Source organism: Curvibacter lanceolatus ATCC 14669 (assembly GCF_000381265.1).
GTDB lineage: Bacteria > Pseudomonadota > Gammaproteobacteria > Burkholderiales > Burkholderiaceae_C > Curvibacter > Curvibacter lanceolatus.
This window is the reverse complement of the sequence record NZ_KB906286.1, coordinates 37,983-50,114: the sequence shown is the minus strand read 5'-3', so window position 1 is coordinate 50,114 and position 12,132 is coordinate 37,983. Positions and strand designations below refer to the sequence as shown.

The window sequence follows — 12,132 nt, the reverse complement described above, 5'->3', positions numbered from 1 at the left end:
GGGCAAGCCAGGCTCAGGCCCCGAGGCCCAGTTGAACTTGCCGTTGTGCAAACGGCGCGCAGCCAGCCACAGGCCCAGGCCGTCGTGCACCAGCACCTTCATGCGGGTGGCGCGGGCGTTGGCAAACACATAGGCGTGGTGAGGCTGGGCTGAGCCAAAGACGGCCACCATCCGGGCCAAGGCGGTGTCGGGGCCAGCTCGCATGTCCATGGGGGCCACCGCCAGCCAAACCGCGTCGATGCGGATCACCGCAGCCAGTCTTGCAACGCACCCAGGCACTGAGCGGCAGCGGCCACGGGCCAATACAGGGTGACGAGGTGATCACCTCGGCGCAGTTCGATGCGGATGTCTGCGTTGGGGGTGGCCAGCGGCACGGAGACAAAGCCGGGCGTGGAGACAGGTGAGGCCACGGTTGGCGACACTGAATCTGAGGCTGCGGATTGAACGCGAGCCAATTGCACAGCAGCCTTGTGGGCCGGATCGCTCTCGGCCACCCAGCGACGCACGAGATTGGCGTTGAGGCTGTTGGCCAGGGCCACTGCAGCGGTTGAAACGCCGGGGGCTTTGCAGGCCGCGACGATGTCGGCCTTGAAGGAGTCGCTGTAGCGACCGCGGCGCCGGCCAGGGGATGGGAGGTTGATTGCTGAAGAGTCCATGTGTCCACCAAGGGGAAGTGATTGGTGGACTGGATCCTCAGGGGGTTGGAACAGGTTGGGTAGATGACTTGGCTGCCCGCTTACACTCCGTCTCAGTTGTCAGCTATATCAACCTCAACCCCAATACCCTGCCAAGAAGGCCCTTCAAGCCACTGCCAGGCCGTCCACAAATACCTTCAACTCACCCTGACGGAACTCAACCCAGGATTCGTCTCGGGTCAATGGCTCGGTGACGATGAGCGCAGCACGGTCACCCGGTGACGTACAGGTCGTCCAATCAATGCTGATGTCCTCGTCAGCCAGCGTCGATTGCCCGAACGGCGCAGACCGCTCCAAGTAATGCAAGCGCGTGGAGGCATGAGCCCAAAGGGCTTCGCCGTTGGACAGCAAGAAATTGAAGGTACCGTGTTTGGCAATGCGGGGAGCTAGCTCGCGCAAGGTGATCGTGAGCTCTTCTACAGAAGGCACGTTCGCATGCGATTTCGCCAGTTCCTGCATGATCCAGCAGAAGGCCAATTCACTGTCTGTGCTGCCAACTGGGCGGAAATGCCCGTGCAGCCTGGGCGAGAAATCCTTCAGATCACCGTTGTGGGCGAAGACCCAATACCGACCCCACAGCTCGCGCACGAAGGGATGGCAGTTCTGCAGATTCACGGCACCTTGCGTGGCTTTGCGGATGTGCGCAATGACATTGCGGCTTTTGATCGGGTAACGTCGGATCAGCTGTGCGACCGCTGACTCGGCTGCTGGCTCATGATCCACAAAGTGGCGCAGGCCACGTCCCTCAAAAAAGGCGATCCCCCACCCGTCTGAGTGATGATCGGTACGCCCGCCGCGCTGGGAAAAGCCTGAAAAGGAAAATGTCACGTCGGTCGGGACGTTGCAGTTCATACCCAGCAATTGACACATGGATCAGTGGTCCTTTGGATTCTTGTTGTTCGTGGCGTCGGGCGCTTCGCGCAACTGCCAGGCCGCAGCCATGGCGAGCAGACACAAGGCTGCAAGCAGCATAAAGACTTCGTCGAAGGCCGCCACCCGGGCTGCGCTGGTGACGGGGTTACTCAAGGAGTCGCCGTGGGCTGCCAGCCGCCATTCGAGCACGATGCCACACAGGCTGACGCCAGCAGCACCGCCGAGCATGCGCAAGAAATTGATGCTGCTTGCGCCTTGTGGAATCAAAGCCTTGGACAAAGGGCGCATGGCCCCCAGGTTCAATGAGGGAAGGATGAAGCCCAATCCCACTCGTCCGAGGACGGCCAGCAGGGCGAGTTGCCAAAGAGCAGATTCCAAGGTCAGTACCACCATCAACGCGAAGGACGCGGCCAGCAAAGCCAAGCCAATGCTGACCAGCCAGTAGGTGGGTTGTTTGTCTGCCATGCGCCCCACCACCGCAATGGTTCCCGCGAGAACAAAGCCGGCGGGTAGCAAGATGGTGCCGACGTGAGAGGCCGAAATGTGCAGCGCCAATTGCATGTAGACAGGCAGCAGGTAGGTGGATCCGAACAAGGCCGTACCGTAAATCACGGCCACGATGCTGCCCATGGCAAATTGCCTGTAGCTGAACAGATGAAGATTCATCAGCGCCTCGCCGCCGCGTTGGGCGATGCGGCGTTCCCACCAGATGAACAGGAACAAGGAAGCCAGGGCGGCCAGCAGAAGCAGGGCGGCTTGCAGACCAGACCCTCCTCGCAGATCGACCAGCCCATTGAGCAGACACAGCGTGCCCACACTGCCCAGCAGCAGGCCACGCCAATCCAATCCCGCACCACCGCGGTTGGCTGCAACCCCACCGGGTGCCGTGGTCGGCACGAAGCGATGGGCCATCCACAAAGAGGCCAGGCAAAACGGCACGACCATGAAAAAAATGGAGCGCCACCCAAACAGGTCGACCAGAATCCCGCCAATGCTGGGCCCGATGGCCGGTGCCAGCACCACCCCCATGCCAAAGATGCCGCTGGCCCGTCCTTGCTCATGCGGCGCAAAGGCGCGCAAGATGATGATGGCCGGGATCGGTTGAACAATGCCTGCGGCCAGCCCTTCCGCTACCCGCGCCCCCAACACCAATGGGTAGACCTGTGCAAAGCCGCCCACCACGCCGCCGACCAGCAGCAGCGCCACAGCACCCGAATAGGTCCGTCGATAGCCATAGCGTGCCAGCAACCAGGGGGTGGTCAGCATGGACACGGTCATGGCCACCATGAATCCTGAACTCACCCATTGGGCCCGTTCCTGGCCCAGTGAGAAATGGTGGCTCATCGCCGGAATCGCTACATTGACGATGGTGGACGACATGATGGACGCCATCGTGCCGATCATCACAGACAGCAACAGCAACCACCGGTAACGTTCCCCATAGCGTTCGCGCAGGGCCTGGGTATGCAGCTCGTCTGCACTCGCGATAGGGGCCGCCATCCTTACTTCCTGCCGATCAGTCGCGCGCTTCGGGTCTTGGTGATGATCCCATCCACTGCCTCGGCTTCTCCGCCCAAGACCTCGCCCCTCACCCGGGTAACTTTTGCCACCAGCTTCGTATTGGGATCGATGGTGCGGCCTTCCATCATTTCCACGTGATCAGTGGGCATCGTGTGAATTGCTTGGGTTTCGAAAGGCTCAAATCATAGAAGGAATGAATCACGCAGGTGATCCGCCTTTGCGATCCCTTAGCCCGGCGCCTCAGATGGGTCGATCTGTGCATCCACTTGCGGCTGCTTTTGTGCGCATCGCGCGCAAATGCAGCGCAAGCCTCTTTCTTCTGCAGGCAAGCGCGCAAGAACATCTGCACCGATCGGGGTGCTCATGCACCAACACGCAGAGGCATTGCCCTGGCAGGCGCCGCATTCGTTGGGCTGACCGCACAGAGGGCACAGGTCAGCGCGCAGGGGTTCGGGTGGCAGGCTCGCAGTCATCACCGCATTGTGCCCTTCTGATCGCCCGGCCTGCTGGGCTGCCAGGCCAAAAAAAAGGGGCACCGAAGGTGCCCCTATTGGCATTTCACGCCCCCTTGGGGCGAAAGGTTCAGGCTTGTGCCTTCACCTTGAGACGCCAGGCGTGCAGCAGCGGCTCAGTGTAGCCACTGGGTTGCACCAAGCCCTTGAACACCAGATCCAGAGCGGCCTGGAAGGCCGCGCCTTGTGGGTTGGCGGCCAGGCTGATGTAAAGCGGGTCGCCAGCGTTCTGGGCATCCACCACGGCTGCCATGCGCGCGAAGGTCTCGCGCACCTGGGCTTCCGTGACCACGCCATGCAGCAGCCAGTTGGCAATGTGCTGGCTGCTGATGCGCAGCGTCGCACGGTCTTCCATCAGGCCCACGTTGTGGATGTCGGGCACCTTGGAGCAGCCGACGCCCTGGTCCACCCAGCGCACCACGTAGCCCAGGATGCCTTGAACGTTGTTGTCGAGCTCTTGCTGCTTGTCGGCTTCGCTCCAGTTGGCCTGGGCGGCCACCGGAATGGTCAGCAGGTCATTCATCAGCGATTCGGGGTCTTGGCCCGATTGCTCGATGTCGGATTGCACCTGTGCCACATTGATCTGTTGGTAGTGCAGGGCGTGCAAGGTGGCGGCGGTGGGCGAAGGCACCCAGGCCGTGTTGGCACCTGCCTTGGGGTGGCCGATCTTCTGCTCGAGCATTGCGGCCATCAGATCCGGCATGGCCCACATGCCCTTGCCGATCTGGGCGCGGCCACGCAGGCCACACTGCAAACCGATCAGCACGTTGCGGCGCTCGTAGGCGGCGATCCAGGCGCTGCCCTTGATGTCGCCCTTGCGCAGCATCGGGCCGGCCTGCATGGCGGTGTGCATCTCGTCACCCGTGCGATCCAGGAAGCCGGTGTTGATGAAGGCCACGCGGCTGGCCGCTGCGGCAATGCAGGCCTTCAGGTTGACGCTGGTGCGGCGCTCTTCGTCCATGATGCCCAGCTTGACGGTGCTGTCGGGCAGGCCGAGCAGCTTTTCGACGCGGCTGAACAATTCGCTGGCGAAAGCCACTTCTGCCGGGCCGTGCATCTTCGGCTTCACGATGTAGACGCTGCCGGTGCGGCTGTTGCGGATGCCGTTGGCGCCATGGCCTTGCAGGTCGTGCAGCGCGATCGCCGTGGTCACCACCGCGTCCATGATGCCTTCCGGGATTTCCTGATTGTTGCCATACAGGATGGCGGGGTTGGTCATCAGGTGGCCCACATTGCGCAGGAACATCAGCGAACGACCATGCAGGCGAACCTCACCGCCCTTGGCGCCGGTGTACACGCGGTCGGGGTTCAGGCCACGTATGAAGGTCTTGCCGCCCTTGCTCACTTCTTCGGTCAGCGTGCCTTTCAGGATGCCCAGCCAGTTGCTGTAAGCCAGCACCTTGTCGTCGGCGTCCACGGCGGCCACCGAGTCCTCCAGGTCGAGGATGGTGGAGAGTGCGGCTTCCAGCACCACATCGCTCACGCCGGCCGCGTCGCTCTTGCCGATGGCCGTGTTGCGATTGATCTGGATGTCCAGATGATTGCCATTGCGCTTGAGCAGGATGGCGCTGGGGGTGGCGGCATCGCCCTGGTAGCCCACGAATTGCGCGGTGTCCTGCAGGGGGGTGTCGCTGCCATTGCTCAGCTTGACCACCAGTTGGCCATTCACCACCTGGTAGGCCACGGCATCCTTGTGCGAGCCATTGGCCAGGGGGGCCGAGGTGTCCAGCACCTGGCGGGCAAAGGCGATCACCTTGGCGCCGCGCACGGGGTTGTAGCCCGAGCCCTTTTCGGCGCCCTCGGTTTCGGGAATGGCGTCCGTGCCGTACAGCGCGTCATACAGGCTGCCCCAGCGTGCGTTGGCGGCGTTGAGCGCGTAGCGTGCATTGAGGATGGGCACCACCAGCTGGGGGCCGGCCTGCAGAGCCAGTTCGGCGTCCACGTTGGTGGTGGTGGCCTTGGCCTGCACCGGCTGTGCAGCCAGGTAGCCGATCTTTTCCAGGAAGCCACGGTAGGCCGGCATATCGGTGATGGGGCCCGGGTGGGCCTTGTGCCAGGCGTCCAGCTCGGTCTGCAGGCGGTCGCGTTCCGTCAGCAGCGCCACATTCTTCGGGGCGAGGTCGGTAACGATGGCGTCAAAGCCTTGCCAGAAGGTGTCGCTGCTGACGCCGGTGCCCGGCAGAACTTGGTCGTTGACAAAGTTGTACAGCGAGGTGGCGACTTGCAGGCCGTGAACGTGGGTGCGTGCGGTCATGGTGAGGTCCTTGGGTTGAAAGTGAACGAGAAACAAAAATCGGGTGCGTGGTGTGCCAGGCCATCCGGCGTGTAGCGGGGCGTCAGCCTGACGGAAAAAACGACAGCACGGCTTGCAGGCTGGTGCCGGTCCGGGTGGGTGGCGGGCCGATCTGTTCTGCAGGCTGATCGTGGCGGTTCACCCACAGCGTGTTGTAGCCGAACCAGGTGGCCCCCAGGGCATCCCAGCTGTTGCCGCTGACGAACAGCGTGTCGCGTGCCGCCACCCCCGTGGCTTTCGGGCCCAGGGCATAGGCATCGGGGTGGGGCTTGTAACGGCGCACCGCATCCACACTGATGATGTGGTCCAAGCAGCTCGCCAGCCCGGCGCTGCGCACGGCCACGGCCAGCATCTCGGGGTCGCCATTGGACAGGATGCCTGTGACGACCCCCTGCGTCTTGAGGGCCTGCAGCACCTCCCGGTTTTCGGGAAAGGCGCTCAAGGCGCGGTACTGGTTCATCAGCCGCAACTCCTGTGCCTCACTCAGCGTCAGGCCCAGGTGGGCTGCGGCATAGCGCAGCGCCGCCTGGGTCAAGGCCCAGAACGGTTGGTAGTGGGCACCGCCGTCGCAGGTCAGCAGTTGCGTGTACTCAATCTGTTTGTCGCGCCACAGCCGGCTCAGGGCATCCCCTTTGCCGGCATACAGCTGCTCGGCCAGCAGGCTCACGCTGTAGACATCGAACAAGGTGCCGAACGCGTCAAACAGCACCGCCTTGGGCGGGCCGAAGGCGGGTGCAGGTGAGGCGCGGCGTTTGTCCATGGTCAGACTTTATTCCACACTTAGACAATCATTAATAACTTGAAAATAGATTTATTTGTGACAAATTAAGATGTAATCTGCGCGAGGCCAGCCCCGAACCCACTCGGCAGGGCGGCGGATACCACCGTCTCAGCGCTTGGCGTGGCTTGTTGCGGCAAATTCGAATCGAATTTGACGGTAATAAGGGTTTTATCGGCTGGGGCTTTGACTTTTTGTAACGTAATCTGAGGCCCATGGACAAACTCAAGCAGATGGAGTCATTTGTGTCGGTGGCCACCCGGGGCAGCCTGACCGCCGCCGCCAATGCCGAGGGGGTGGCGCCCGCCATCATGGGGCGTCGGCTGGATGCGCTCGAAGAGCGCCTGGGCGTGAAGCTGCTCATGCGCACCACCCGCCGCATCACCCTCACCCATGAGGGCAGCGCCTTTCTCGAGGACTGCCAGCGCGTGCTGGCCGATGTGGCCAATGCCGAGGCGAGCGTCAGTGCCGGCGGCGTCAAGGCCAGTGGGCATTTGCGCATCACCGCCCCGGCCGGCTTCGGGCGCCGGCACGTCGCACCCCTGGTGCCGCGCTTTCGCGCCCAGCATGCCGAGGTCACGATTTCGCTCAACCTCAGCGATCGGGTGGTCGACCTGGCGGGCGAGGGCTATGACTGCGCGGTCCGGGTGGGCGATCTGCCCGACTCCTCCCTGGTCAGCGTGCGCTTGGCCGACAACCGGCGTCTGTGCGTGGCCACGCCTGACTACCTGCAGCGCCACGGCACCCCTCAACACCCCTCTGAACTCTCCCGCTTTGATTGTTTGACCTTGTCGAGCGATGCCTCGCAGACCCGGGGCTGGGCCTTTCGCCTGCCGAAGGACGGTGGATTCGAGTTGGTGCACCTCAAGCCAGGCGGGCCCCTGGACTGCTCGGACGGGCAGGTTCTGCATGATTGGTGCCTGGCCGGTTACGGCGTGGCGTGGCGCAGCACCTGGGAGGTTGAAACCGAAATCGCCCAGGGTCGCCTGGTGACCCTGCTGGACGAGTTTGCTGCGCCGCCCAACGGTATTTACGCCGTCTTTCCACAACGTAAACACCTGCCGCTGCGCGTACGTCTTTGGATCGATTTCCTCAAGCACAATTACGGCCAGCCCGATTACTGGAAGGTGTCCTGATCTTCCCGCTGCCTGGCGCCCCCTGAGGCGCAGGCCGGCCCTGGGCTGGAGAAAGACCTTTCCATGACCCTAGAAGCCCTGCTGGCCAGTCTGCACTTGCTGGCCATCCTGACCCTGGTGGTGTTCCTGTCCAGCGAGGCCGCCCTGTGTCGCCCCGAATGGCTGAATGCCGCCGTGGTCGAACGCCTGCCCCGGGTGGATCTGTTTTACGGGCTGGCCGTCGCGCTGGTGCTGATCACCGGCCTGGCCAGGGTCTTCCTGGGCATCAAGGGCGCCGCCTGGTATGGCCCGCAACCCTTGTTGCATCTGAAGCTGGGCCTGTTTGCGGCCATGGGCCTGCTGTCCATATCGCCCAGTCTGGCCTTTCGCCGCTGGCGTCGTGAGTGCCGAGCCACCGGCGCGTTGCCTGAGGCGGCCGAAGTGCGCCGGGTGCGGCGCTTGGTGATGTGGCAGGCCCATCTGTTTCCCATCATCCCGGTGATTGCGGTGTTCTGGGCGCGGGGCTGGTGAGGCCAGCATGAAGTCCGTCATTCTCTGTGCCGACGATTACGCCCTCAACGAGAGCGTGTCGCACGGCATCGTCGCCCTGGCCGAAGCCGGGCGCCTCAGCGCCACCAGCGTCATGACGCTGTCGCCGCGCTGGGCCATGGACGCGGCCGTGCTGGCCCCCTGGCGTGGCCGCATCGATGTGGGGCTGCACCTGGACTGGACCAGCGAATTCGCCCTGGCCGCTGGGCACGGGGCACCGCTGGGCGCTCTGATGCGCCGCAGTTGCTGGCCCGGGCTGGCGCCCGCCCAGGTGCGTGCTGAGGTGCAGCGCCAGTTGGACCGCTTTGAACAACACTGGGGTGCGTCGCCTGATCACGTGGACGGCCACCAGCACGTGCAGCAATTCCCAGGAATTCGCCAGGCCGTGGTCGACATCCTGGCTCAGCGTTATCCCACCGGCCCGCGTCCCTACCTGCGCATTTCGCGTCCGGTCGCCTGGCAAGGCGGCCTCAAGGGGCGGGTGATTGCCGGCATGGGCGCCAGCGCCTTGCAGCGCCTGGCCCGATCCCGTGGGCTGGCTGCTGCCCCTTTTCTGTCGGGCATCGACGATTTCCAGTCCGATGTGGCCGGCTACGCCCAAAGCATGTCGCACTGGCTGGCCGAGGCGCCTGAGGCCTGTCTCATCATGTGCCACCCGGCGCAGGCCGCCGAGCCGGGCGACGAGATCGGCCCGGCCCGGCTGCGTGAGTGGAGCTACCTGTCCAGCCCGGCCTTTGCGGTGGCACTGCAGCAGGCCCAGGTGCAGCTTGCCCGGGGCCAGATTCTTTTTGCGCCCACGCCTTGAGCGCGGGCACCCATCCTCCCGGAACCTAACGTGACCGAACGACAAAAATCCTGGGCCGGGCTGGCCCTTTTTTGGGGCCTGCTGCTGCTGTTGGCCGCCCTGCGTCCATTGGCCGTGCCTGACGAGGGCCGCTATGGCGAAATCGGGCGCTGGATGCTGCAAAGCGGTGACTGGATCATTCCCCGCCTTGATGGCATTCCCTTTTTCCACAAGCCGCCGCTGCTGCATTGGCTCAATGCCAGCCTGATGGCCGTGCTGGGGGTGCATGCCTGGGTGGCCCGCCTGGGGCCGGCCCTGCATGCCGGCCTGATGTTGCTGGTGCTGTACCTGGTGCTGCGCCGCACCCCGCCCTTGCCCGGGCTCAGCAGCGAGCGATTGGCCCAGCGGGCCACCTGGGTGCTGGGCAGCAGCCTGGCCTTTCTGATTGGCGGTCAGTACGTCAACCATGACATGCTGGTGGCCTGCTGGATCGGGGTTGCCATCTGGGCATTTGCGTTGGCCTTTCTGCAATCCAGTGACCGTGTGCCTGACCCGTGGCTGGCCCGGGCCGGCTTTGTGGCCTGCGGCCTGGGGGTGCTGAGCAAGGGCCTGATCGGCCTGGTGCTGCCTGGGCTGGTGCTGTTCATCTGGCTGTTCCAGACCCGGCAATGGCACAAGGTGCTGCGCCTGCCCTGGGTCAGCGGTCTGGCCTTGTTCGGCTTGATCGCCGTGCCCTGGTTCGTGCTGGCCGAACGCCGGGCGCCGGGCCTGCTGGCCTATCTGTTCGGAGACCAGCAGTTCAACCGCTACACCGCCACCACCTTCAACAACGGGCGACCCTGGTGGTTTTACCTGGCCGGCCTGTTCCTGCTGATGTTCCCCTGGACCTTTCTGGTGCTGCCTCAGGTGCTGGCCTGGTTGCGCCGCCGGGCCTTGCCTTTGCCCGCCGGCTTGGGGCCCTGGGTCTCGCTGGCCTGGATCTGGCTGGTGGCCATCATCGGCTTCTTCTCGGTGCCACATTCCAAATTGATCGGTTACGCCTTGCCGGTGATGCCCCCCCTGGCCTTCCTGGCCGCCCTGGGGTTTGAGCAGACGCTGGCCCGCCGACCCCACGCCGGGCGTTATTTCGGGGGGCTGCTGGCCTTGGCGCTGCTGGTGGCGTGCGGGGTGGAAGTGGCTGCAGCCCGCTATACCGAGCGCCGTGGCAGCGCCGATGTGGCCGCGGCGCTGGCTTGCCAGATGGCGCCGGCCGACACCGTGCTGGCCGCCGGCGATTTCCCCTACGACCTGCCTTTCGTGGCCCGCCTGCCTCAGGCCATGGTCGTGATTCAGGACTGGGACCTGCAGCGCCGCGAGGCCGGGGACAACTGGCGCCGTGAGCTGTTTGAGGGGGCCGATTTCGACCGCCAGGCAGGCCAGGTTCTGCAGGGCCCGGACACCTTGGTCCAAGCCGCCCAGAAGCCGGGCCAGTGGCTGGTGGCCCCCCGTGGATTCGAGGTGACGGGCTTTGCGACTGTCTTTGAAGGGCGGGCCTGGGTTCTGTACCGCAGCCCGAGCACGGTGGCCGGTGCGGGTTTGCCTTCGTGCCGACGCTAGTCAGCCCACCTCAGCCCATCTGGCCGGACGCCTGACCGGGCGTCGGGCCAGGCGCCATTCAGGCCTGAGGGGGCGGCAACCCCTGGCCGTGTCGGGCCTTCATCAGGTAGGTGGGGCGGCGCTTCACTTCTTCGTAGATGCGCCCGATGTACTCGGCCAGCACACCAATCGACAAGATCTGAATGCCGCTGAGCAGCATCATGCCGGCGGCCAGCGTGGCGTAGCCCGGCACATCGATGCCGTACACAAAGTACGACACCACCACCCACAGGCCATAGCTGAGCGAGGCCAGCGAGATCAGCAGCCCGACCACCGCCAGGGCCCGCAAGGGCAGTGACGAAAATGCCACCAAACCCGTCAGGGCCAGCGAGGCCGCGCTGCGCAGGCCGAAGCTGCTTTGGCCATCGGTGCGTGGCAGGGGCTCGTATTCGAGGGCCGTGCTGTTGAAGCCCACCCAGGCATACAGGCCTTTCATGAAGCGGTTGCGCTCTGGCAAGGTTTTGATGGCTTCCACCACGGCCCGGTCCATGAGCCGGAAGTCCCCGGCATTGGGCGGAATCTTCACCCGGTTGTTGTGGTTCACCAGGGTGTAGAACAAGCCGGCCAGGTTGGCATGCAGCCGGGTCTGGTCGTCACGGGTCTTGCGCACGGCGTACACCACGTCCATGCCTTCGCGCCAGCGCTGCAGCATCTGGGCCATCAGCGACACCGGGTGCTGGCCATCCGAATCCATGAGGATCACCACCTCGCCGCGGGCGGCTTCCATGCCGGCGGTCAGGGCGGCTTCCTTGCCAAAATTGCGCGACAGATCGATCAGCACCACTTCCGGGTGCTGGCGGGTCAATTCGATGGCCGCCGCCGCAGTCTGGTCGCGGCTGCCGTCGTTCACGATCACCACCTCCACCTGGGGCGAGAGGGCGCGCAAGGCCTCCAGAACCTGGGGCACGAAGCGGCCCAGGTTGCCGGCCTCGTTGTAGGCCGGCATCACGCAGGAAATGGATGGGGTGGTGGTGGCTCGATCAAGCATGGCCGCGATTATCGATCAGCGGCGTGGGGGCCGGCAGCCCCCGCCGGGGCGGGCCCTGGGTCAGGAGGCCTTTTGGGGCTTGCGCAGGCACTCGCTCATGAAGGCCTTGCGTTCGCTGCCCGGGCGACCCGTGGCCTTGAAGTCGGCGCTGCAGCGCGACATCCGGTTTTGCGGCTTGGCTTGTGCCCCATCACCTGCCTCGGCTGCCTTGCCCTGGGCCAGTGCGGGCGTGGCGACCAGGCTCAGCGCCAGGCCTGCGCCCAGGGCGCAGGCGCGGAGGAGTGAAGGCCAGGCATGGCGGGCAGGTGACGGGGCCGGTGCGCCTGGAACGGAGAACATCTTGGACATGGTGCAAACTCCCTTGGAATGGTGGGACGCCGGCGGCGCCC

The 12,132-nt window shown here is 64.5% G+C and carries 14 protein-coding genes; 4 read left to right on the top strand and 10 right to left on the bottom strand.

Going from position 1 to position 12,132, the window contains the following annotated elements; translation table 11 throughout:
• The 8 genes from tnpB to F624_RS0130025 all read right to left on the bottom strand — a co-directional run.
• A partial coding sequence (gene tnpB, locus F624_RS35215) for an IS66 family insertion sequence element accessory protein TnpB (RefSeq protein WP_019578087.1) occupies window positions 1-249 on the bottom strand: 249 nt, incomplete at its 3' end.
• On the bottom strand, window positions 246-656 hold the full coding sequence (locus F624_RS0130050; RefSeq protein ID WP_031256777.1) for a transposase: 411 nt from the start codon (window positions 654-656) through the stop codon (window positions 246-248). The genes tnpB and F624_RS0130050, both read right to left, overlap by 4 nt.
• A 144-nt stretch (window positions 657-800) precedes the next feature.
• Window positions 801-1,565 carry a class II glutamine amidotransferase gene (locus tag F624_RS0130045; RefSeq protein WP_031256775.1) on the bottom strand — a complete coding sequence of 255 codons (765 nt, stop codon included), beginning with the start codon at window positions 1,563-1,565 and terminating at the stop codon, window positions 801-803.
• Between the two features lie 3 nt (window positions 1,566-1,568).
• Window positions 1,569-3,068, bottom strand: a complete 1,500-nt coding sequence (locus F624_RS0130040; RefSeq protein WP_019578084.1) for an MFS transporter — start codon at window positions 3,066-3,068, stop codon at window positions 1,569-1,571.
• A gap of 2 nt (window positions 3,069-3,070) precedes the next feature.
• A complete protein-coding gene (locus F624_RS35210; protein WP_019578083.1) occupies window positions 3,071-3,238 on the bottom strand; it encodes a tautomerase family protein in 168 nt (55 codons plus the stop codon).
• Between the two features lie 78 nt (window positions 3,239-3,316).
• Complete coding sequence (locus tag F624_RS34490; protein WP_084679839.1) at window positions 3,317-3,562, bottom strand: cysteine-rich CWC family protein; 246 nt, start codon at window positions 3,560-3,562, stop codon at window positions 3,317-3,319.
• 109 nt (window positions 3,563-3,671) lie between these two features.
• Window positions 3,672-5,855 (bottom strand): malate synthase G, encoded by a 2,184-nt coding sequence (locus F624_RS0130030; RefSeq protein ID WP_019578082.1) that lies wholly within the window; start codon window positions 5,853-5,855, stop codon window positions 3,672-3,674.
• An 82-nt stretch (window positions 5,856-5,937) separates the two neighbouring features.
• Complete coding sequence (locus tag F624_RS0130025) at window positions 5,938-6,654, bottom strand: haloacid dehalogenase type II (RefSeq protein ID WP_019578081.1); 717 nt, start codon at window positions 6,652-6,654, stop codon at window positions 5,938-5,940.
• 233 nt (window positions 6,655-6,887) lie between these two features.
• Between F624_RS0130025 and F624_RS0130020 the strand changes: the two genes are divergently transcribed.
• From F624_RS0130020 to F624_RS0130005, 4 genes are all read left to right on the top strand, one after another.
• Window positions 6,888-7,808, top strand: coding sequence for a LysR family transcriptional regulator (locus F624_RS0130020; RefSeq protein WP_019578080.1), 921 nt, complete (start codon window positions 6,888-6,890; stop codon window positions 7,806-7,808).
• A gap of 63 nt (window positions 7,809-7,871) precedes the next feature.
• Entirely contained in the window at window positions 7,872-8,318 is a 447-nt protein-coding gene (locus F624_RS0130015) for a DUF2214 family protein (RefSeq protein WP_019578079.1), read from the top strand.
• 7 nt (window positions 8,319-8,325) lie between these two features.
• The gene (locus tag F624_RS0130010) at window positions 8,326-9,141 is read left to right on the top strand and encodes a ChbG/HpnK family deacetylase (protein WP_019578078.1); all 816 of its coding nucleotides are present in this window, start codon (window positions 8,326-8,328) and stop codon (window positions 9,139-9,141) included.
• Window positions 9,142-9,171: 30 nt separating this feature from the next.
• Window positions 9,172-10,716: an ArnT family glycosyltransferase gene (locus F624_RS0130005; RefSeq protein ID WP_019578077.1), complete on the top strand. Its 1,545-nt coding sequence runs from the start codon at window positions 9,172-9,174 to the stop codon at window positions 10,714-10,716.
• Window positions 10,717-10,774: 58 nt separating this feature from the next.
• Here F624_RS0130005 and F624_RS0130000 read toward each other — a convergent pair whose 3' ends face one another.
• Window positions 10,775-11,743: a glycosyltransferase family 2 protein gene (locus F624_RS0130000; protein ID WP_027477681.1), complete on the bottom strand. Its 969-nt coding sequence runs from the start codon at window positions 11,741-11,743 to the stop codon at window positions 10,775-10,777.
• Between the two features lie 60 nt (window positions 11,744-11,803).
• Complete coding sequence (locus F624_RS0129995) at window positions 11,804-12,091, bottom strand: PsiF family protein (RefSeq protein WP_019578075.1); 288 nt, start codon at window positions 12,089-12,091, stop codon at window positions 11,804-11,806.
• Window positions 12,092-12,132 lie beyond the last annotated feature (41 nt).